Genomic DNA, 21,243 nt, shown 5'->3' on the forward strand with positions numbered 1-21,243 from the left:
ACGTTGGATATTACGTACGGAAACGGACGTGTGACGACATCGGGAGGCAGACATGGCGGAACGCGCACTCAGGGGGGCGCGCCTCGGGACGCAGAGCTTCGAGGACGAGCGCGGAGTCGAGATGGCACCCCGCCAGGACGTGACGTACGTCCTGCCCGACGGCAAGGCCTTCACGGTCACCATGGCCGACGACGCCGAGGTCCCCACCGAGTGGGAGGATCCGCGCACCGGCAAGATCGGGCGCCTCGCCGACGGCGCCGAGCCCGAGACGAAGGACGTGAAGGCTCCGCGGACGCACTGGGACATGCTCCTGGAGCGCCGCTCCATCCCGGAGCTCGAGGAGATCCTCACCGAGCGGCTGCAGATGCTCCGCGCCGGTGAGATCGGGCCGGCGCACCTGCACCGCCCCGCGAAGACGAAGGCCAAGACGAAGTCGACGACGAAGGCGAAGTCCAGCAAGCGGACCGCCTGAGTCCCCCCGCCCCAGCGGGCCTCTGCCGCCTGGGCCGCATCTCTCCCCCCGTGGTGCGGCTCAGGCTTTCGTCTGTCCGGGGACGGACCCTAGGCCTGGCCGGGTGAACGGGGGTCGACGATCTCGCCCTCGACCACCGGGCCGTTGCCGCCCGCCTCGTCCACGACCTCACCCGGGACCACGGTCGAGTCGGAGCCGTCCGGACGCCCCGCCCGGGAGGCGAAGCGCTCCGAGGCCGCGAACGCGCCCGAGCTGACCACCCAGGCGCCCGTCCGGTGCCGTGCGAGCGCGCGGACCGGCGGCAGCAGCAGGACCAGCCCGACCAGGGCGGTCAGGAACCCCGGGAGCACCAGGAGGAGTCCGGACAGCGCCAGCAGGCCCCGGTCGCCCGTGCGGGAGCCGACGCCGGGTGCCGTCCCTGCGGGCGCCCGTGCGGCCTCGCGCAGCTCGCGCCACGCTCGCCGGCTCACGGTGCGCAGGACGACGACCCCGAGCACGGACAGGCCGACGAGAGCGAGCAGCGTCAGGCCGCCCCCGATCAGGCGCGCCACGGCGAGAGCGACCGCGATCTCGACCACCGGCAGCAGGATCAGACCTGCCGCGACAGCTCGGCGCATGCTGGTGCTCCTCTCCGGGCCTCAGACCTCGCGGGTCCGCTCACGGTTCGAGACTACGCCGCGCAGCCAACGGGTCCGGTCGCGCGCACCCCACACGGCGACCCGCCAGACCGCCTCGCGCACGATGTCGCCGGTCATCTTCGAGACCCCGGCCTCGCGCTCGACGAACGTGATCGGGACCTCCCGGACGTCGAGCCCGGCGCGCACCGTCCGGCGCGCCAGGTCGATCTGGAAGGTGTAGCCGCGCGACGCCACCTCCTCGAGGTCGATCCGCCGCAGCGTCTCGGCGCGGAACGCGCGGTAGCCGGCGGTGGCGTCCCGCAGGTGCAGACCGAGCGCCATCCGGACGTACAGGTTGCCGCCGCGCGACAGCAGCTGACGGCGCAGGGGCCAGTTGCGGACCGCGCCGCCGTCGACCCAGCGCGCACCCAGCACGAGGTCCGCGCCGTCGCCGACGGCCTCGAGCAGCCGCCCGAGCTCCTCCGGCTGGTGCGATCCGTCGGCGTCCATCTCGACCAGCACGTCGTAGTCGCGCTGCAGACCCCACGCGAACCCCGCGAGGTACGCGGCGCCGAGCCCGTTCTTGGCGAGCCGGTGCAGGACGTGCACCCGCGCGTCCTCGACGCTCATCGCGTCCGCGAGCGCGCCCGTACCGTCCGGCGAGCCGTCGTCGACGACGAGGACGTCGGCCGACGGCACCGACGCGAGGATGCGCTGGACCACCCCCGGCAGCGTCTCGGCCTCGTTGTAGGTCGGCGTCACCACCAGCGTCCTCATCGGGTGTGCCCCGGACGACGCACGAGCAGGACGACCGCGGCCACCGTCACCAGCAGAGCCACGAGCTCCAGCCACACCCCGAATCGCGTCCCGGTCGTCACCGAGGTCGCCGCCCGAACCTCCTGGGCCAGCCAGGCCGGCTCCTGGGTCGGCGCGACCTGGTCCACCGCGCCGTCCGGGGCGATGAAGCCCGAGATCCCGTTCGTCGACGGCACGGCGACGTAGCGCCCCGACTCGATTGCGCGCATCCGCGCTACCTCCCACTGCTGGTCCGGCTGTGCGGTGCCGGTGAACGTCGCGTTGTTGGTCTGGACGACGAGCATCTCCGCCCCGCCGATCACCGCCGAGCGGGCCAGCCGGTCGAAGACCACGTCGAAGCACATCATCGTGCCGACGACGCCGCCGTCGATCCGCAGCTCGCCGGACTCCTCACCGGGCAGGATGTCCCGGGGGATCTCGTCGGCCAGCCGCGGGACCAGCCACTCGGAGAACGACCGCAGAGGCACGTACTCGCCCCACGGCACCAGGTGCTGCTTCACGTACTGCTCCCCCGGTCCGGAGACCGGGTCCCACACGATGCCCGCGTTGTAGGCGGTGCCGTCGTCCGGGCCGTCCAGGATCGCCCCGACGAGGATCGGCGCGTCGACGTCCTGGGCCGCGGCACTGATCATGGCGTTCGCGGTGGCATCGGTCAAGGGGTCGATGTCGGAGGCGTTCTCGGGCCAGAGCACGACATCCGGCTGCGGGCTCTCGCCGGTGCGGACGGCCGAGGCGTACGCCTGGGTCTCACGGACGTGGTTCTCGAGCACCTCGCGCTGCTCGCCGAGGAACTGGGCCCCCGTGCCCGGGACGTCGCCCTGCACGACGGCGACCTGGATGCTGCGTCCCGACCCCGCCAGGCCGACCGGGAGCACGGCCGCGATCGTGAAGGTCGCGGCGAGGACGACCGCGGCGGTCGCGAGCCGGCGCCGGCGCCCCACCGCTCCCCGCTGGAACGCCCACACGGCGAGCGCGGCCGTGCCGAAGACCACCCCGCTCAGCACCGCGACCCCCAGCCAGCGCGCCACGGACGCGAGCGGGGTGTCGACCGCGGCGAAGGCGAGACGTCCCCAGACGAACCCACCGAACGGGACGAGGCTGCGCAGCATCTCGGTCGCCATCCACGCGCACGCGCCGAGCAGCGGCCACCACCGGCTGCGGCTCAGCACGGCGAACACGGCGCCGAAGCCCGCGTAGAACGCCCCTTCGACGAGTGCGAGGGCGACGTAGGCGCCGGGGACGTCGAAGACCAGGACCCAGCGCAGCAGGACCAGCAGGAAGGCCGACCCGAAGATCCAGCCGATCCACGCCGCGTCCCGCACGCGCGCACCGAGCAGCGCCACCACGAGCAGCACCAGGCCGGGCCACATCAGCGCGGCGACCCCCACCGGAGGGAACGCGCAGGCCAGCAGGACGCCGCCGACCGCGGCAGCAGCGGCACGCGCCAGCGCGGTCACGAGAGACGTCCGCGACCGCGGCACTGCAGAGACGAGAGGCACGCACCCACGCTACCGGTCCCCGGATTCAGAAAGGCCAGGAGCCTGGCACCCATCGGCCCAGCGTTGACGCTGTTATCTAGCGGGTGCCAGTGCCCCTGGCAGAGAGCCTCTCCCCGTGATGTCTCGCCGGCATCCGAGAGGCGAACAGATACGACAGTGCCGAACCTCGCGGCTGCTGTCAACCGCTGGCGTCAATCGCTCGGCGTGTCGTGCACGACGCGCCCGGAGACGACCGTACGGACGCAGCGCGCACCGCCGGCGAGCGCCGCCGCAGCCGCGTCGCCGTCGGCGTCGGGGGTCTCCCACAGCGCCAGGTGGGCCGGCGCGCCGGTCCGGAGCCTGCCGGCGGAGGGGTGTCCGCACGCGGCCCAGCCTCCGACCGTCGCGGCGGCGACGGCGACGTCGAGCGGGACCCGACGGCCCTGTGCTGCCCCCGTCGCCGCCGCCAGAGCGCCCCACGGGTCGGGCCTGGTGACCGGGGCGTCGGAGCCGAACGCCATCCGCACCCCGATCGTGGCCATCGTCGCGAACGGGTTCGTGGCCCGGGCCCGCGGCCGGCCGAGCCGCTCGGCGTACATCCCGTCGTCGCCGCCCCAGGTCGCCTCGAACACCGGCTGCACGCTCGCGGTGACGCCGAGCTGCGCCAGCAGCTCGAGATCGGCCGGCGCCGGCATCTCGAGGTGCTCCAGCCGGTGCCGTGCCGCGCGCACGCGGCTCGTCCCGAGCTCGTCGCGAGCGCGCCGCAGACCCTCGACCGCGACCGACGCGGCCCGGTCGCCGATCACGTGGAAACCGGCCTGCACGCCGGCGCGCGTACAGCCGATCACGTGCTCGGCGACGGCCCCGGCGTCGAGGTACAGGTGCCCGCACGTGCCGGGCGCGTCGTCGTACGGCTCGTGCAGGGCCGCGGTCCGCGACCCGAGCGAGCCGTCGACGTTCAGGTCGCCCGCGAGCCCGTCCAGCCCCAGCTCCTGGGCGAGCTCGTAGGCCCCGGGCTCGCCCCAGTACGTCGCCACGTGCGGACGCGGCGACTCGGCTCGGACCTCGCGGATCAGCGAGAAGTCGTCGAGCGGCGACAGCGACGGCGCGCCCATCTCGTGGACGCTGACGACACCCTGCGCGGCGAAGGCGTCGAGGGCGGTCCGGATCGCCTCCGTGCGCTGCGCCGGCGAACGGTGCTGGTGGAGCAGGTCCCGAACCCGGTGGTGGGCCGCCCGCTCGACCCGGCCGTCGGCCGACCAGCCGTCGCACCGCTCGATCCGGTCGATCCGGTCGGCCAGCGCCGACGAGACCACGGCCGAGTGCGCGTCGACCCGCGCCAGGTACACCGCGCGCGACCCGGCGACGCGGTCCAGCGCCGTGCGGGTCGGCGGGCCGTCGGGCCACGCGGTGTCGTCCCAGCCGTAGCCGTGCACGACGTCGTCGTCGCTGGACGCGAGGTGGGCCCGCAGCCGCTCCAGCGCCTCGGCCAGGCTGGCCGCGCCGGTCAGGTCGAGCGTGCGCAGCGCCTGGCCCGTCATCGCCAGATGGACGTGCGCGTCGACGAAGCCCGGGGTCAGCAGCGCACCCCGGGCGTGCACCGTCTCGTCGGCGTCGTCCAGCCACGACGGGGCGTCGTGCTGGGCGCCGATCCACCCGAGGGTCTCGCCGTTCGTCGCGACGACCGCCGGGGTGTCGCTGCCGAGCAGCCGGACGTCGCGGTAGACGGTGCGGGTGGTCCGGGCGATCAACGGACCTCGGAGGCCCCCGGCCCCGTCGGGGTGTCGCCGTGCAGCGTCAGGTCGTGCTCGTCGGGACGCAGGTCGAGCCAGAAGTACACGTTGTCCCAGCGCTGGTCGCCGATCGCGACGAAGTCGGGGATGCGGCCGTACTCGCGGAACCCGAGGCGCTCGTACAGCGCCATCGCGGCGTGGTTGTTGCCCCGCACGTCGAGCGTGAGGTACTCGATCCCGGCCTTGCGGGCGTACGAGGTCAGCTCGTTGACCAGCCGCTTGCCGAGCCCGCCGCCGCGAGACCAGGAGGCCACGGCCACCCGGGGGACGTCGGCGTGCGGCTGCTCGGTCTCGCCCTCGCGGCGGACCCAGTACGCGAAGCCGGCGATCTCACCGGCAGCGTTCTGCGCGATCGCGAGGCAGGCATCGTCCAGGTCGCTCTCCTGGACCAGGTCCCCGAGCAGGTCGCCGACCTCCGAGCGACTCGGTGGGTCGACCCAGCCGAGGGCCGCGCCCTCCTTGACGAGCACGGTGATCAGGTGGTGGAGAGAGTCCAGGAGCTCCGGCTCCGGCTCGGTGACACGGCGTACGGTGTAGTCGGCCTGCTCGGCCATGAAGGGTCAGCCTCCGATCGGGCGGTTCTCGTAAGGGGTGGAGAGCACGATGGTCGTGCGGGTCGAGACGTTGGCGGCCGCCCGGATCTCCGCGAGCAGCGTCTCGAGCGATTGAGGGTCCTTCACCCGGACCTGGAGCAGGTAGCTCTCCTCGCCGGCGACCGAGTAGCAGGACTCGATCGCGCTGAGGTGCCTGAGCCGTTCCGGCGAGTCGTCGGGCTGGCTCGGGTCGATGGCCCGGATGGCGATGAACGCGGTCAGCGGGAGGCCGACCTCCTCGTGGTCGACCAACGCTTGGTACCGCCGGATCACGCCCCGTGTCTCCAGCCGCTTCACGCGCTGGTGCACCGCACTGGTGGACAGTCCGGTGGCGCGCCCCAGCTCGGTGAAGGACATCCGGCCGTCTCCTGAGAGCAGCCGGATGATCTGCGCGTCGGTGTCTTCCACGGGAGCCAGAATATCGGCACCCGCCCCGCCGCCGGGAAGGTGTCCGGCGAGGAAGACGACGCGCGTCGACCGGTGGAGGCCGTTCAGCCCAGGACGACCAGACCGCGGTCGGTGCGGTTCAGGCGTTCCAGACCGTCCTCGGTCGTCACCACGATGTCCTCGATGCGCGCGCCGTGACGACCCTCCAGATAGATCCCGGGCTCGATCGAGAACGCCATGCCCGGCTCGAGCACGAGGTCGTTGCCGGCCACGATGTACGGAGCCTCGTGGGTCTCCAGGCCGATCCCGTGCCCCGTGCGGTGGAGGAACGCCTCGCCGTACCCGGCGTCCGCGATCACCTGCCGGCCGACGGCGTCCACGGACTCCGCGGTGACTCCGGGGCGCGCATGGGCGCACTGGGCCTGCTGAGCAGCCAGGAGGACCTCGTAGTACGCCGCGAAGTCCGCCGGCGCCTCTCCCCCGGCGACGTACGTCCGGGTCGAGTCCGAGCAGTAGCCCGACGGCATCGTGCCGCCGATGTCGACCACGACCGGCTCACCTGCCTCGATCCGCCGGTCGCTGACCTCGGCGTGCGGCGAGGCGCCGTTCGGACCCGAACCGACGATCACGAAGTCGACCGTCGCGTGGCCCTCCGCGAGGATCGCCTCGGCGACGTCGCGCGCCACCTCCCGCTCCGTACGGCCCGGGCGCAGCCACTCCCCCATCCGGGCGTGCACGCGGTCGATCGTCGCGCCCGCCTCCCGCAGGGACGCGACCTCCTGCGGGGTCTTGCGCATCCGCAGCCCACGCAGGATCGGGCCCGCCAGCACCTGCTCGGCGCCGGAGAAGGCCTCCGCGAAGGCGAACACGCGCTCGGCCCACATCTGGTCGTCCACCGCGACGCGCCGTGCGCTTCGGTGGCCGTCGACGGCCACCGCGTACGGGTCGTCGGTCTCGTCCCAGGCACGGATCACGATGCCGTGGTTCGGGACGCCCGCCTCCAGGGCCATCGCGAGCTCCATCCGCGGGACCACCAGCACGGGGTCACCGTCGACGGGGAGCACGAGGCACGTCAGTCGCTCCAGGGGCATCGCGGCGAAGCCGGTGAGGTAGCGCAGGTCGGCGCCGGGGGTGACGAGGAGGGCGTCCACGCCGGCATCGGCGGCGGCGGCACGGGCCCTCGTCAGGCGGTCGGGGACGTCGGTCGGGACGGAGGTGCTGTGATCGCTCATCGTCGCCCAGACTACGCCGCAGAGGCCCTCGGGCCGTCGCTGCGGTCAGGACGTCGCAGCCGCGAGGGCGGACACCGCCCGCTCGACCGAGCTGCCGAGGCCCCAGCGGCTCCCCAGCTCGGCCAGGGTGCGGACCTGCTCCTCCGACAACGGTCGCAGGAGGGGGTCGTGCTCGGGCAGGGCGAGGTCCCGCACGACCTCGACGACGCGCGGAGCGACGTCCAGGTACGCGGCGCACTCCAGCAGGCTGCCCCGCGCGCGGGGCGCCATCCCGACCGTACGGTCCGCTGCGGCCGCACGGATCCCGGCGAGGTCACCGTGGCTGCGCAGCAGCGACGCGGCGGTCTTCTCGCCGATCCCGGGGACCCCGGGGAGCCCGTCCGACGGGTCGCCCCGCAGCGCGGCGAAGTCGGCGTACTGGCGCGGCTCGATCGCGTACTTCGCGTGCACCCACGCACCGTCCACGGACTCCAGCCGGCTCATCCCGCGGGCCGGGTAGAGCACACGGACCCCACGGTCGTCGTCGACGAGCTGGAACAGGTCACGGTCCCCTGTCACCACGTCGACCGGTCCGTCGGCCCAGCGGGTCGCGAGCGTGCCGATCACGTCGTCCGCCTCGTACCCCGCCTTGCCCACGACCGGGATGCCCAGCGCCGTCAGGCACTCCGCGATGACGGGGACCTGCGGGTCCAGCAGGTCCGGCGTCTCCTCGACGTCGGAGCCGTCGGGGACCGTCTGCTCGACGCGGTGGGCCTTGTACGACGGGATCAGGTCGACGCGCCACTGCGGGCGCCAGTCGAAGTCCCACGCGGCGACGACCGCGTCCGGCTCGTGGTCGGAGACGAGCCGCGCGACGAAGTCGAGCATCCCGCGGACGGCGTTGACGACGGTGCCGTCGGGTGCCTTGAGCGAGTCCGGCATCCCGTAGAACGCCCGGAAGTAGAGCGAGGCCGAGTCCAGCAGCATGAGGCGCGCCATGCCCGCACCCTATCCACCGCGAGTCATGTGTGGCGGGCTCGCGAGTCGCGTGTGGCGTGCTCGCGAGTCGCGTGTGGCGGGGTCGCGAGTCGCGTGTGGCGGGGTCGCGAGTCGCGTGTGGCGGGCTCGCGAGTCAGTCCCGGTCGAGGAGCTCGTCGATCCGCTGCACCTTGCCGTGCAGCATGCCGGTGTGGCCGTACCGGATGTCGGCCTTGAGCACCAACGAGACCCGGGGGGACACCGCCGCGACGGCTTCGACCGCTTCGCGGATCACGGTCATCACCTCGTCCCACTCCCCCTCGATGTTCGTGAACATCGCGTTGGTCTCGTACGGCAGCCCGCTCGCGCGTACGACGCTGACCGCGCGAGCGACCGCCTCGGCGACGCCGCCGTCCGCGCCGGCCGTGGCGGGGCTGATGCTGAACGCTGCGAGCATGCCGCCAGCCTACGCCGTACGCACGGGACGACTCGCGGCCCCGCCACGCGCGACTCGCGAGGCTATTCGGTGAGGGAGGAGTAGTCGACGACGCCGCGGCGCAGGAGGTCGGCGGCCTGGCGGGCCTTCCTGCGGAGCTCGGGCTGCGTCGCGGCGACGGCGACCTGCTCGATCAGGTCGAGCAGCTGCTTGACCGTCCGGACGAAGTCGCCGGCGGCGAGGCCGTTCGTCTCGAGCACGACATCGAGGTCCATCCCGGAGGCCCACTGCCAGGTGGGCCAGGCGAACCCGAAGTCCGGTCGGCGCAGGAACGACAGCCGGTGCGCGCGCTCGACCGACTCCAGCTCGGCCCAGATCCGGCTCATCTCCTCGGCGGTCTGCGCCGAGCGCCCGCGGGGGAACCGCGGCGGTCCGGCCTCCTCCGGGTTGCGCGACTCGTACGTCAGGCCGCTGAGGACGCACGCCAGGTCCACGGGGTCGAGATCGTCCCAGGTGTCGCGCCGCAGGCACTCTCCGGCCAGCAGGTCCAGCTCGGAGTACAGCCGCTGCAGCCGGCGCCCGTCGACCGTCACGTCGTCGCCGTCGAGGTAGCCCAGCTCGTCGAGCACCTCGCAGACCCGGTCGAACTGCCGCGCGACCGTGTTGGTGCGCTGCTCGATCCTGCGGCGCTGGTTGCCGGTGTCCCGATCGAGTCGGAGGTAGCGCTCGGCCCAACGGGCGTGCTCCTCGCGGTCCGGGCACGCGTGGCAGGGATGCTCCTGCAGCGCGTTCCGCAGGCGGTCGATCTCGGGATCGTGGACGACCCCGCCGCGCTGGCGCCGTGCCGACGGGAGATCGAGGTGCTGGGTCTTGGTCCGCACGGCCGACGCCAGGTCGCGGCGTGCCTGGGCGTTGCGGGAGTGGAAGCCCTTCGGGATCCGCAGCCGCCCGACCGGCTCGACGATCCCCGGGAAGTCGACCAGCCCCAGCCGACGCGCGTGCCGGTCCTCGGTGACCACGAGCGGCCGGGGCGCGCCGCGGTCGGGCTGCGCGCCCGGGTCGATCACCACGGCCCAGCCCGCCCACCGGCCCGCCGGGACGGCGATCAGGTCACCCGGACGCAGCTTCGCCAGCGACGCGGCCACGTCGTCGGCGTGCGCGGAACGGCGCTTCTTGGACGCGGACTTCTCCCGGTCCTTGATCTCGCGTCGCAGCGCGGCGTACTCCAGGAAGTCGCCACGGTCGCAGGTCGCCGCCTCGGCGTAGCCCGCGAGGGCCTCCTCCGCCTTGTGCACCTGCCGGGCGAGCCCGACCACCTGACGGTCGGCCTGGAACTGCGCGAACGACTGCTCGAGCATCTCGCGTGCCGTCGCGCGCCCCACCTGGTCGACCAGATTGACGGCCATGTTGTACGAGGGGTGGAACGACGAGCGCAGAGGGTAGGTCCGGGTGGAGGCCAGGCCCGCGACGTGCTTCGGGTCGAGCCCAGGCTGCCACAGCACCACCCCGTGGCCCTCGACGTCGATCCCGCGACGTCCGGCGCGGCCCGTGAGCTGGGTGTACTCGCCCGGCGTGATCTCGGCGTGCGTCTCGCCGTTCCACTTCGTCAGCCGCTCGATGACCACCGACCGGGCCGGCATGTTGATCCCCAGGGCCAGCGTCTCGGTCGCGAACACCGCCTTCACCAGACCCTCGCTGAACAAGTGCTCCACGACCTCCTTGAAGGTCGGCAGCATGCCCGCGTGGTGCGCGGCGACGCCCCGGGCCAGGCCGTCGGCGAAGTCGCGGTAGCCCAGTGCCTCCAGGTCGGCGTCCGGCAGCGCCCGCGTCGCGTCCTCGACGTACGCGCGGATCTCGCGGGCCTCCTCCGGCGTGGTGAGCCGGAGGTTGGACGCGAGGCACTGCTCGACCGCGGCCGTGCAGCCGGCGCGGCTGAAGATGAAGGTGATCGCCGGGAGGAGGCCCGCGGCATCCAGCCGGTCGAGGACCTCGACGCGGTTCGGGGTGAAGAACCGCGAGCGGTGGCGGTGCGCGCCGTAGGACTGGCCGCGCTTGTTGCGCCGCCCGGGGCCGCCGCCCGCCCGACCGACCTGACGCATCCGCCACTCGTCGCGCGCGATCCGCTCCAGCTCGGCGTTGACCCGGCCCTCACCACGGGAGTCGAACAGGTCGTACATGCGGCGGCCGGCCAGCACGTGCTGGTAGAGCGGGACGGGGCGGCGCTCGGAGACCACGGTCACCACCTCGCCGCGGACCTCGCTCAACCAGTCCCCGAACTCCTCGGCGTTCGAGACCGTCGCCGACAGCGCCACCACCTGCACCGACTCCGGGAGGTGGATGATCACCTCTTCCCAGACCGCACCGCGGAACCGGTCGGCGAGGTAGTGCACCTCGTCCATCACGACGTAGCCGAGACCGGTCAGCGTCCGCGACCCGGCGTACAGCATGTTGCGGAGCACCTCGGTCGTCATCACGATGATCGGGGCCTCGCCGTTGACGGAGTTGTCGCCGGTCAGCAGGCCGACGCGCTCCGCGCCGTAGCGCTCGACGAGGTCGTGGAACTTCTGGTTGCTCAGCGCCTTGATCGGTGTGGTGTAGAAGCACTTGCGGCCCTCGGCGAGCGCGAGGTGCACCGCGAACTCGCCGACCAAGGTCTTGCCGGACCCCGTCGGGGCGGCGACGAGCACGCCCTGGCCGGCCTCGAGAGCGCGACACGCGTCGACCTGGAAGTCGTCCGGCTCGAAGGCGTAGAGACTGGTGAACTCGGTCAGAGCAGGGCTCGCCTGGCCCGCCCGGAACTGGGCGTAGCGCTGCGCCGGGGAGGTCATGCCTCCAGCGTACGGGCAGAGGCCGACGCGTGGCCCGCGGTGACGCGGGCCACGCGTCCGCCCGTCCGGGCGCCCGGGGCTGCGGGTCAGTCGTCGTCGAGCCGGCTCGGCCGCTCGTCCTCCGGGTCGCGCTCGATCGTGATCTCGGACATCTCGTCGTCGTCGTACCGGCCGAACTCGCTCGCCGCCCGGTCCCGGGCGCGTCGTCGGTCGACGAGCCAGGCGATTCCTTCGGCGATCCCGAACAGCACCGTCATCGGCACCGCGAGGAACAGCATCGTGATCGGGTCGGTCGACGGGGTGGCCATCGCGGCGAAGATGAACGTCGCGATGACGATCCAGGCCCGCGCACCCGCGAGCTGCTTGGCGGAGACCGCACCCATCGCGTTGAGGAGGATCACGAACAGCGGGATCTCGAACGCGACGCCGAACACCAGCAGGATCCGCAGGACGAAGCTGAGGTAGTCCGGGAGCGTGTTGAAGTTCGAGACGCCGTCGGGGGTGAAGGAGATCAGGATCTCGATCGCCTTCGGCAGCACGTAGTAGCCGGTGACGAAGCCGATGATGAACAGCGGGCCCGCGATCGCGCTGAACAGCAGGGTCCACTTGCGCTCGTTGCGGTGCAGCGCCGGCACCACGAACGACCAGATCTGGTACAGCCAGATCGGGCTGGAGGCCACGATCCCTGCCACCAGCGAGATCTTGATCGCGAACGTGAACGGGTCGGCGATGCCGGAGAAGGTCAGCTTGGCGTCGACCTCGTGCCCAGCCGCCTGCAGCCGCTCGACGGCGTCGAGGTACGGGCCGGTGAGCAGGTCGAGGAGCTGGTCGTAGAAGAACGCGGCGACGATGGTCGCCAGAACGATCGCGAGGACGGCTCGCAGCAGCCGGTCCCGCAGCTCACGAAGGTGCTCTGCGAGCGGCATCGAGCCGTCCGGGGAGACGGCCGGACGGGGCCGTTTTCCCCGGAACAGGAGCGCCACCTGCCCGTCAGGAGGGCTCGGAGCGGTACTCGTCCTTGCGCTGCGACTGCACGGCGTCGGACGACGGCAGCACCGTCGCCTCGCCCTGCGTCACCTGGCGCGGGCGGGATGCCTCGGACTTGTCGTCGTCCTCGTCCTTGTCCTCGTCCATCAGACCTTTGGTCTCGGACTTGAAGATCCGCAGCGCACGGCCGCTGCCCCGGGCCAGGTCGGGCAGCTTCTTGGCACCGAACAGCAGCACCAGCACAGCCAGGATGAGGATGATCTCCATCGGGCCGATCTGTCGGAACATAGGGTGACCTCACGATCTCGAAGGGGCGGCCGCCTCTTGGTCATCATCGTACGCTGCCAACGCGTCCCGGGTCTTGCGGGCCACGCGCTCGGCCAGCCAGCCGGGCTCCACGACCCGCACGACACCGTCCGCTCGGAGGACGAACCGGGTCAGCCAGTCCGCGTCGCCGGCCTGCACCCGCAGCAGGGCCCAGCCGCGCTCGTCGGCGCCGATCTCCTCGTGCTGGAGGTACTCGCGCACCCACGACGCGCGCGGGTCCAGCGCCACGACCGCCGACTGCGCGTCGTCGCCCGGGTGGAAGATCCGCGGCCCGTACTCGCGCCGCTCCACCCCCGGGTGCGGCTCCGCGGGCTCGTCGAGGACCCGCACGTGCTCGATCCGGTCCAGACGGAACAGCCGCAGCCCCTCGGCCGCGAGGCACCAGCCCTCGAGGTACAGGCGCCCCTCGGCGGTGATCAGGCGCAGCGGGTCGACGTCGCGCTCGGTGCGCTCGTCGCGCGAGGGCACGACGTACGAGAGGTGCAGGCGTCGTCCGTCGCGCAGCGCGCGGGCGATCTGCTCACGGACCGGGGTCTCGTCGTCCTCGACCATGACCTCGACGACGTTGGCGACCGAGGCGTCTGCTCCGAGCGCCGCGGTCAGCTTCGCCGTCGCCGACTCCAGCGCCCGGCGGTCCTCCTCCGCGACCGACTCGCGCAGCGTCCGCAGGGCGGTCACCAGCGACGCAGCCTCGTACGCGTTGAAGCGCAGAGGGCGCGGGAGGAAGTCGGCGTTGTCGATGAAGACGACGCCCTCGGACTCGAGCGCATCCATGTCGATGTCGATCATCTCGCCCGTGACGGCCTCGGGGAGCCCGCAGAACCACAGGACGTTCAGGTCACCGACGATCTTCGCGGGCGAGACGCCGAACAGGCGCGCCACCTGCTCGACCGGGATGCCCTCGTTCGACTGGAGGTACGGGACGAGCGCCAGCATCCGCTCGATCTGCTCCCCCGAGGTGCTCATCGGGTGCTCACCTCCAGCACGGCGCGCAGCCGCTCCCTCACGGTCGCCCGCAGGTCGTCGGGCGAGACGGCCACGGCGTCGGGGCCGTACGACGCGATCTCCGCGGCGAGCTCGTTCAGGGAGGCGTACGGCAGCGTCAGCTCGTCCCACCCCTGCCCCAGCGGCTGCTCCTCGCTGGCGCGCCGCCGCAGGCCGAGGCCGCGGCCCGCACGCACCCGGACCCGGGCCTGGGCGCTCGGAGGTGCGGGGAACAGCGCAGCAGCCAGCTCGCGCACGTCGGCCTCGTCGGGCACGTCGGCCTCCCCCGGCGCGCCGGCGTCCTCGACCTCGCCGATCACTCGGCTCAGCCGGAACAGCCGCGGCGCCTCCCGGTCACGGTCCAGCCCCACGAGATACCAGCGGCCGTGCCACGACAGCAGCCGCCAGGGCTCGACGTGGCGCTGGGACTGGGCGCCGTCCGCGCGCCGGTAGTCGAAGCGGACGGGCGTGCGGGTGAGCGCGGCCTCCCAGAACCGGTCGAACGACGGCTCCGTCACCGCGACCCTCGGCTCGATCCCGGACAGCGACTCGGGGTCGATGGGGATCCCGACGGCGGTGAGCTTGCGCAGCGCGTGGGCGGTGTCGGCGGCCAGCCGGGCGTCCTGCCAGACCCGCGCGGCCACGCCGATGACGGCGGCCTCGTCGGCCTCGAAGGTGATCGGCGGCAGCTCGAAGTCGTCACGTCGGATCCGGTAGCCGGTCTCGGGTCCCCCGAACGTGTTGGTACTGCCGACCTCGATCCGTACGCCGATCTGCCGCAACTCGTCCTTGTCGCGCTCGAACATGCGCTCGAAGGCGGCGTCGCTCTGCTCGCGATAGGGCTCGATGACCTCGCGGATCCGTGACTTGGTGAGGTACGTCGGTGTCACCAGCAGGGCGATGAGCAGATTCATCAGCCGCTCGGTCTTGCGAGGTGCCACCTCGTGATCTCCTCAGGCGTTCGGCGCGTGCAGGGCTAACCTACACGCGCCGAACGACCTGCGGGCGTACGTCAGCCGTTGCCCTTGGCCGGCTTCACCAGGTCCACGACGAACACCAGGCTGTCGCCGGCCTGGATGCCGGCCCCGGCGCTGCCGCCGGTCCCGTAGCCGTCGGTGTAGGGCATCGAGATCAGGACGCGGCTGCCGATGGTCTGGCCGACCAGGCCCTCGACGAAGCCCGGGATCATCTGTCCCGAGGTGATCGGGAAGTCGGTGGTGTCGCCGTCCTCGCCGCCCCACGAGGTGTCGAACTCCTTGCCGTCGCGGCCGTTGACGCCGAGATAGCGCACCGTCACGGTGTCGCCGTCCTTGACCTTCGCGCCCTTGCCCTTGACGAGGACCTTCGACTGGGTGTCCTTGACGACCAGCGGCTTCTCGGACAGCGTGATCGTCGGCTTCTTCTTCAGCGGACCGTCGGAGACCTTCACGTCGGCGATCGTGCCGGTGACCTTCGGCGGCTCCCAGGCGGAGACGAGGTCGGCGACGACGAGCAGGGTGTCGTCGGCTGCCTCGCCGGCCTCCTGGCCCGCGATGTCCGACGTACGCAGGCCGATGAGGACGCGGGTGCCGATCTTCTGACCGACGAGGTTCGCGGCCAGGACGGGGTCGGTCTCGGAGTCGAGCGTGGTGGTCGTCCCGCTCTCCTGGCCGAAGGTGCTGCCCATCTCGGTGTCGTCCTTCGCCTGGATCAGGACGTAGCGGATGTCGACGGTGTCGCCGTCGGCGACCTCCTCGCCGTCGCCCTCGACCAGGACCTTCGTGGTGATCTCGTCGACGGTGACGCCCTCGGCGCCCTCGATGGTGGGCTTCTTCCCGACGTCACCGGACACCGTGACGTCGTCGAACGAACCGCCCGAGGCGGAGTCGTCGTTCGAGTCCTCGCCGCCGCAGGCAGCGAGGAAGAGCAGCGGGACGAGCAGGAGCGCGAGCAGACGGCGCACGGCGGGAGCCACCAATCGGATCGAGGATCGGACCAACGTCGGACACCGTAGCCGAGGAACCGTAGAAAACCCTGAGGGCCCCTGCGGCGGCGACGGTCACATCCCGTCGATGAGCTTCTGCACCCGCTCGTCGTGGGAGCGGAACGGGTCCTTGCAGAGCACGGTCCGCTGCGCCTGGTCGTTGAGCTTCAGGTGGACCCAGTCCACCGTGAAGTCGCGACGTCGTTCCTGGGCCTTCTTGATGAACTCGCCACGGAGCCGCGCGCGAGTCGTCTGGGGCGGCGTCGCCTTGGCCTCGAAGATGCTCGGGTCGTCGGTCACCCGCGCCACCGCGCCCTGCCGCTCCAGCAGGTAGTACAGGCCTCGCTCCCGGTGGATGTCGTGGTACGCGAGGTCCATCTGCGCGATCCGGGGGTGGCTCCAGGTGAGGTTGTGCTTGGCGCGGTAGCGCTCGAGCAGGGTGTACTTGATCACCCAGTCGATCTCGCGCTCGACCAGCGAGAGGTCCTCGGACTCGACTGCCTTGAGCGTGCGCTCCCACAGCTCGAGCGCGCGCTGGCTGGTGGGGTCGTCGGGTGCGTGGCGGTCCACGAAGCCGCGGGCCTTGGTGAGGTACTCGGACTGGATCTCGAGCGCGGACAGCTCGCGGCCGTTCGCGAGTGCGACCTTGCGCCGGCCCGTCATGTCGTGCGAGATCTCCCGGATCGCCCGGATCGGGTTGTCGAGGGTCATGTCGCGCATGGCCACGCCGGTCTCGATCATCTGGAGGACGAGGTGGGTGCTCGCCACCTTGAGCAGGGCCGTGGTCTCGCTCATGTTCGAGTCGCCGACGATCACGTGGAGGCGGCGGTAGCGCTCCGCGTCGGCGTGCGGCTCGTCGCGGGTGTTGATGATCGGCCGCGAGCGGGTCGTGGCGCTGGACACGCCCTCCCAGATGTGCTCGGCACGCTGGCTGACCGAGAACATCGCGCCGCGCGGGGTGTGCTGGACCTTGCCGGCACCGCAGATGATCTGCCGCGAGACCAGGAACGGGATGAGGACGTCGGCGATCCGGTTGAACTCGCCGTCGCGGCTGACCAGGTAGTTCTCGTGGCACCCGTAGGAGTTGCCGGCCGAGTCGGTGTTGTTCTTGAAGAGGTAGATGTCGCCGAGGATCCCGTCCTCGCGCAGCCGCTGCTGGGCATCGACCAGCAGGCCCTCGAGGACCCGCTCCCCCGCCTTGTCGTGCGTGACGAGCTCCACGACGTCGTCGCACTCCGGGGTGGCGTACTCGGGGTGGCTGCCCACGTCGAGGTACAACCGTGCGCCGTTGCGCAGGAAGACGTTGCTGCTGCGCCCCCACGACACGACCCGCCGGAACAGGTAGCGCGCGACCTCGTCCGGGGACAGGCGCCGCTGCCCACGGAACGTGCACGTGACGCCGTACTCGTTCTCGATGCCGAAGATCCGTCGCTCCACGTCCCCACCCTATGCCGGAAGTGGGGCCGTCACCCGCTCTCCGAACGCCACCGATGAGTATTTCGCTCGAATCCTGTCACCCCTGCGTGACACGATCCAGAAGAAGAGTCCGAGACGGTGTGCGAGAGCCTGGGGAGGCACCATGCTGACGAGCGCGGGTCCCGCGATCGAGACCGAGGGTCTGGTGAAGACCTTCGGCGACAAACGTGCGGTCGACGGGATCGACCTGGTGGTGCCGCAGGGCGGTGTGTACGGGTTCCTGGGCCCCAACGGCGCCGGGAAGACGACCACGATCCAGATGCTGGCCACGCTCCTGCGGCCCGACGGCGGCAGCGCCCGCGTCCTCGGCCACGACGTGGAGAGCGATCCCGACGGCGTCCGCAGCGTCGTCAGCCTGACGGGACAGTACTCCTCGGTCGACGAGGACCTGACGGGCCGCGAGAACCTCCTGCTCCTCGGGCGTGTCCTCGGGTTCTCCCGGGCACAGGCGCGGCAGCGGTGCGACGACCTGCTGGAGGCGTTCGACCTGACCGACGCCGCCAACAAGCAGGTGAAGCGCTACTCGGGCGGGATGCGCAGACGGCTCGACATCGCCGCGAGCATCGTCGTCACGCCCCAGCTGCTCTTCCTCGACGAGCCCACGACCGGCCTCGATCCTCGCAGCCGCAACCAGGTCTGGGAGATCGTCCGTGCGCTGACCGCGCGCGGGACGACCGTGCTGCTGACGACGCAGTACCTCGACGAGGCCGACCAGCTGGCGGAGCGGATCGCGGTGATCGACTCGGGGCGGGTGATCGCCGAGGGCACGAGCAGCCAGCTCAAGGCCTCCGTGGGGTCCGGGTCGTTGCACGTCCATCTGCACGACCCCGGCGACCAGGCCCGTGCGATCGACGTTCTGACCCGCGCGTTCGGCGAGGAGGTCTTCGCCGGGTCCGACCCGGCCGACGTGGTCGCCCGGGTGGACGACCGGACGAAGGTTCCACCGGCGCTCGCGACGCTGTCGGCCGACGGCGTCGAGCTGGCCGGCTTCAGCTACGGACAGCCCACCCTCGACGAGGTGTTCCTCTCCCTGACCGGACGGTCGGCCGAGGACGCCGCCGAGGAGCCGGAAGCGGAGCACGAAGGAGTGCGAGCATGACCACCACAGCGACACCGCAGACGACGGCGGACAAGCTCGACTCGGTCCTCGCGGCCGGTCCGCGACCCAGCAGGCCCGGCGGCGTCACCACCTCGCTCGCGTTCGGGTGGCGGGCGATCCTGCGGATCAAGCACGTGCCGGAGCAGCTGTTCGACGTCACGCTGTTCCCGGTGATGTCCGTCCTGCTGTTCACCTACCTGTTCGGCGGCGCGATCGCCGGCTCCACCGACGCGTACCTCCAGTACGTGCTGCCCGGGATCCTCGTGCAGACGATCGTGATGATCACGATGTACACCGGCGTCGCCTTGAACACCGACATCGAGAAGGGCGTGTACGACCGCATCCGGACGCTGCCGGTGTGGCGTCCGTCGGCGCTGGTCGGTGCGCTGCTCGGAGACGCGGTTCGCTACACGCTGGCGTCGGTCTTCGTGGTCGTGCTCGGTCTCGTGCTCGGCTACCGACCGGACGGTGGCCTGCCGGGCGTCGTGGCCGGCGTCGCGCTGCTCATGGTGTTCTGCTTCGGGTTCTCGTGGATCTGGACGTTCCTCGGTCTGCTCGCCCGCAGTCCGCAGTCCGTGATGGGGATCAGCATGATGATCCTCTTCCCGGCGGCCTTCCTCAGCCCGGTCTTCGTGGACCCCGAGACGATGCCGGGGTGGCTGCAGGTGTTCGTCGAGATCAACCCGATCTCCCACGTCGTCTATGCCGTGCGCGGTCTGATGGCCGGCGACGCGGTCGGCGACGAGGTGATGTGGACGCTGGTCGCCGCCGCCGTGATCACAGCGATCTTCGCGCCGCTGACCATGAGCCGGTTCGGCAAGCGTCGCTGAGGCCGGACGTACGGGCGAGGCCGACCTCAGGCTGCGAGCGCGTCGCGCACGCGGCCTGAGGTCAGGCGCTTGAACTTGCGCGGCAGCGCGCGCGTCCGGTCGAGGACCGCCACCTCGAGCGCGTCCGCATCGATCGTCCGCGGGGTGGTCTCGTCGTGGCCGAGGGCCTTCGCCGCCAGGGCGATCGCCGCGTCCAGGCCGAGACCGGTTTCGAAGTGCTCCGAGAGGTAGGCCTCCGTCGCCTCCGCCTGGCCACCCATCACCGCGTGACCCTGGATGTCGGCGACCGAGCCGTCGTAGGTCAATCGATAGATCTGGTCCGCGTCTGCGGTCGCGCCGACCTCGGCGACGAAGATCTCGACCTCGTACGGCTTCTCCGCGCCCGACGAGAAGATCGTCCCGAGCGTCTGGGCGTACGCGTTGGCGAGGCCGCGGCCGGTGACGTCGCTGCGGTCGTAGGAGTAGCCACGCAGGTCCGCGAGCCGCACACCGGCGATCCGCAGGTTCTCGAACTCGTTGTACCGGCCGACGGCGGCGAAGGCGATCCGGTCGTAGATCTCGCTGATCTTGTGCAGTGCCTGCGACTGGTTCTCGGCGACGAACAGGATCCCGTCGGCGTACTGGACGACCACGACGCTGCGGCCGCGGGCGATCCCCTTCCGCGCGAAGTCCGCGCGGTCCTTCATCAGCTGCTCGGGCGAGACGTAGAACCCTGCGCTCAACGTCGATCCTCTCCTCGGCGGAACTGGTCGGGGTGCTGCACGTGCCGGGCTACTCGACCGGCGCGGACGGCCCGTCGGGTCGGGTCATCCGGCCACCGATGACCCGGTCGGCGATCGCCGCAGTGGCGTCGTCGGAGTAGGCACGGTAGCCGTCGCCGGTGATCACGGCGACCATCGGGAAGATCCGGCGCGTCAGGTCCGGGCCGCCCGTGGCCGAGTCGTCGTCCGCCGCGTCGTAGAGGGCCTGGATGCAGGCGGTGACCGTGTCGTCCTCGGAGAGGTCGTCGCGGTAGAGCTTCTTCAGCGAGCCGCGCGCGAACGTCGAGCCCGATCCGACCGAGTGGAACGACCGCTCCTCGTTGCGGTTGCCGGTCACGTCGAAGACGAAGATCCGGCCCGCGCCGGCCTCGGTGTCGTACGCCGCGAACAGCGGGACGACCGCCAGTCCCTGCATCGCCATCGCGAGGTTGCCGCGGATCAGGGTCGCCAGGCGGTTGGCCTTGCCGTCGGTCGAGAGCGGGGTGCCCTCGATCTTCTCGTAGTGCTCCAGCTCGAGCTGGAACAACCGCGTCAGCTCGACTGCGATCCCGGCGGTGCCGGCGATGCCGACGGCCGAGAACTCGTCGGCGGGGAACACCTTCTGGATGTCGCGCTGGGCGATCACGTTGCCCATTGTCGCCCGGCGGTCACCGGCCATGACGACGCCGCCGGGAAACGTGGCCGCGACGATCGTCGTCGCATGCGCGACGTGGTCCGACAGCACGCCGTCGGCGAGCCGCGAGGACGGGAGCAGCTCCGGCTGGTGCCGGGCGAGGAACTCGGTGAACGAGGACGATCCTGCCGTCAGGAAGGCCTCTGGGAGCATCACTGCCCGCCCTTCTGCACGAAGCTGCGCACGAACTCCTCGGCGTTCTCCTCGAGGACGTCGTCGATCTCGTCGAGGATCGAGTCGATGTCGTCGTCGAGCTTCTCCTTGCGCTCGGCGACCGATTCGTCGGGCTCGACCGCCGTCTCGTCGTCGGTCTCGCTGCTCTTGCGGGTGGTCTTGTGCTGCTGTCCGCCGTCGCGTGCCATCACAACCTCCTCGGTCGGACCCCCGGTGCTCCCGAGCGGGCGGGGGCCGTGGACCCGACCCTATACCGACGAGCCCGTCCGGCCACGCACGATGACGCGCCGTCACGAGTCGTTACGGCGCCGTAACCCGGGCGGCGCCCATCGGCCTCGTGCTGGTGCGGTCGGGGCTGAT

Annotated in this window: 22 protein-coding genes; 3 read left to right on the forward strand and 19 right to left on the reverse strand. The window is 71.6% G+C overall.

The window, feature by feature from the left end; translation table 11 throughout:
- Positions 1-52 precede the first annotated feature (52 nt).
- A complete protein-coding gene (locus CLV56_RS14695) occupies positions 53-472 on the forward strand; it encodes an RNA polymerase-binding protein RbpA (protein WP_039361945.1) in 420 nt (139 codons plus the stop codon).
- 89 nt (positions 473-561) lie between these two features.
- On the opposite strand, the gene CLV56_RS14700 is transcribed toward CLV56_RS14695, so the two are convergent.
- The 16 genes from CLV56_RS14700 to pafA all read right to left on the reverse strand — a co-directional run bounded on the left by CLV56_RS14700 (position 562) and on the right by pafA (position 17,307).
- Positions 562-1,089, reverse strand: coding sequence for an FxsA family protein (locus CLV56_RS14700; protein WP_039361949.1), 528 nt, complete (start codon positions 1,087-1,089; stop codon positions 562-564).
- Positions 1,090-1,110: 21 nt separating this feature from the next.
- The gene (locus tag CLV56_RS14705) at positions 1,111-1,866 is read right to left on the reverse strand and encodes a polyprenol monophosphomannose synthase (RefSeq protein ID WP_039361952.1); all 756 of its coding nucleotides are present in this window, start codon (positions 1,864-1,866) and stop codon (positions 1,111-1,113) included.
- A complete protein-coding gene (gene lnt / locus CLV56_RS14710) occupies positions 1,863-3,404 on the reverse strand; it encodes an apolipoprotein N-acyltransferase (protein WP_157805180.1) in 1,542 nt (513 codons plus the stop codon). Before lnt ends, CLV56_RS14705 begins: the two co-directional genes overlap by 4 nt.
- A gap of 191 nt (positions 3,405-3,595) precedes the next feature.
- Complete coding sequence (locus tag CLV56_RS14715; RefSeq protein WP_157805181.1) at positions 3,596-5,134, reverse strand: amidohydrolase; 1,539 nt, start codon at positions 5,132-5,134, stop codon at positions 3,596-3,598.
- Positions 5,131-5,730 (reverse strand): GNAT family N-acetyltransferase, encoded by a 600-nt coding sequence (locus tag CLV56_RS14720; RefSeq protein ID WP_100415204.1) that lies wholly within the window; start codon positions 5,728-5,730, stop codon positions 5,131-5,133. The genes CLV56_RS14715 and CLV56_RS14720 overlap by 4 nt, the downstream gene beginning before the upstream one ends.
- Positions 5,731-5,736: 6 nt before the next feature.
- The gene (locus CLV56_RS14725) at positions 5,737-6,177 is read right to left on the reverse strand and encodes an Lrp/AsnC family transcriptional regulator (protein ID WP_039361955.1); all 441 of its coding nucleotides are present in this window, start codon (positions 6,175-6,177) and stop codon (positions 5,737-5,739) included.
- A gap of 83 nt (positions 6,178-6,260) precedes the next feature.
- On the reverse strand, positions 6,261-7,388 hold the full coding sequence (locus CLV56_RS14730) for a M24 family metallopeptidase (RefSeq protein ID WP_039361959.1): 1,128 nt from the start codon (positions 7,386-7,388) through the stop codon (positions 6,261-6,263).
- Positions 7,389-7,433: 45 nt separating this feature from the next.
- Positions 7,434-8,366 carry a 5'-3' exonuclease gene (locus tag CLV56_RS14735; protein ID WP_245857952.1) on the reverse strand — a complete coding sequence of 311 codons (933 nt, stop codon included), beginning with the start codon at positions 8,364-8,366 and terminating at the stop codon, positions 7,434-7,436.
- A gap of 133 nt (positions 8,367-8,499) precedes the next feature.
- A complete protein-coding gene (locus CLV56_RS14740) occupies positions 8,500-8,802 on the reverse strand; it encodes a thiamine-binding protein (protein ID WP_039361961.1) in 303 nt (100 codons plus the stop codon).
- A 62-nt stretch (positions 8,803-8,864) separates the two neighbouring features.
- Complete coding sequence (locus CLV56_RS14745) at positions 8,865-11,609, reverse strand: DEAD/DEAH box helicase (RefSeq protein WP_039361964.1); 2,745 nt, start codon at positions 11,607-11,609, stop codon at positions 8,865-8,867.
- Positions 11,610-11,695: 86 nt separating this feature from the next.
- Positions 11,696-12,535: a twin-arginine translocase subunit TatC gene (gene tatC / locus CLV56_RS14750; protein WP_100415205.1), complete on the reverse strand. Its 840-nt coding sequence runs from the start codon at positions 12,533-12,535 to the stop codon at positions 11,696-11,698.
- A gap of 64 nt (positions 12,536-12,599) precedes the next feature.
- Positions 12,600-12,884 (reverse strand): Sec-independent protein translocase subunit TatA, encoded by a 285-nt coding sequence (gene tatA / locus CLV56_RS14755; protein WP_039361967.1) that lies wholly within the window; start codon positions 12,882-12,884, stop codon positions 12,600-12,602.
- A 9-nt stretch (positions 12,885-12,893) separates the two neighbouring features.
- Complete coding sequence (locus tag CLV56_RS14760) at positions 12,894-13,889, reverse strand: helix-turn-helix transcriptional regulator (protein WP_039361970.1); 996 nt, start codon at positions 13,887-13,889, stop codon at positions 12,894-12,896.
- On the reverse strand, positions 13,886-14,848 hold the full coding sequence (locus CLV56_RS14765) for a helix-turn-helix transcriptional regulator (protein ID WP_039361971.1): 963 nt from the start codon (positions 14,846-14,848) through the stop codon (positions 13,886-13,888). Before CLV56_RS14765 ends, CLV56_RS14760 begins: the two co-directional genes overlap by 4 nt.
- A 71-nt stretch (positions 14,849-14,919) precedes the next feature.
- Complete coding sequence (locus CLV56_RS14770) at positions 14,920-15,861, reverse strand: FKBP-type peptidyl-prolyl cis-trans isomerase (RefSeq protein ID WP_039361974.1); 942 nt, start codon at positions 15,859-15,861, stop codon at positions 14,920-14,922.
- A gap of 84 nt (positions 15,862-15,945) precedes the next feature.
- Entirely contained in the window at positions 15,946-17,307 is a 1,362-nt protein-coding gene (gene pafA, locus CLV56_RS14775) for a Pup--protein ligase (RefSeq protein ID WP_039361976.1), read from the reverse strand.
- Positions 17,308-17,449: 142 nt separating this feature from the next.
- Between pafA and CLV56_RS14780 the strand changes: the two genes are divergently transcribed.
- Positions 17,450-18,445 (forward strand): daunorubicin resistance protein DrrA family ABC transporter ATP-binding protein, encoded by a 996-nt coding sequence (locus CLV56_RS14780; protein WP_039361978.1) that lies wholly within the window; start codon positions 17,450-17,452, stop codon positions 18,443-18,445.
- The gene (locus tag CLV56_RS14785; RefSeq protein WP_039361981.1) at positions 18,442-19,275 is read left to right on the forward strand and encodes an ABC transporter permease; all 834 of its coding nucleotides are present in this window, start codon (positions 18,442-18,444) and stop codon (positions 19,273-19,275) included. The genes CLV56_RS14780 and CLV56_RS14785 overlap by 4 nt, the downstream gene beginning before the upstream one ends.
- Positions 19,276-19,301: 26 nt before the next feature.
- Here the strand turns inward: CLV56_RS14785 and prcA are convergent, their stop codons facing one another.
- From prcA to CLV56_RS14800, 3 genes are read right to left on the reverse strand one after another with little or no spacing between them, the layout of a single operon-like run.
- The gene (prcA, locus tag CLV56_RS14790; protein ID WP_039361983.1) at positions 19,302-19,997 is read right to left on the reverse strand and encodes a proteasome subunit alpha; all 696 of its coding nucleotides are present in this window, start codon (positions 19,995-19,997) and stop codon (positions 19,302-19,304) included.
- A gap of 49 nt (positions 19,998-20,046) precedes the next feature.
- Positions 20,047-20,862 (reverse strand): proteasome subunit beta, encoded by an 816-nt coding sequence (prcB, locus tag CLV56_RS14795; RefSeq protein WP_100415484.1) that lies wholly within the window; start codon positions 20,860-20,862, stop codon positions 20,047-20,049.
- Complete coding sequence (locus CLV56_RS14800; RefSeq protein WP_039361988.1) at positions 20,862-21,071, reverse strand: ubiquitin-like protein Pup; 210 nt, start codon at positions 21,069-21,071, stop codon at positions 20,862-20,864. The genes prcB and CLV56_RS14800 overlap by 1 nt, the downstream gene beginning before the upstream one ends.
- Positions 21,072-21,243 lie beyond the last annotated feature (172 nt).

It is taken from the genome of Mumia flava (assembly GCF_002797495.1).
Lineage (GTDB): Bacteria > Actinomycetota > Actinomycetes > Propionibacteriales > Nocardioidaceae > Mumia > Mumia flava.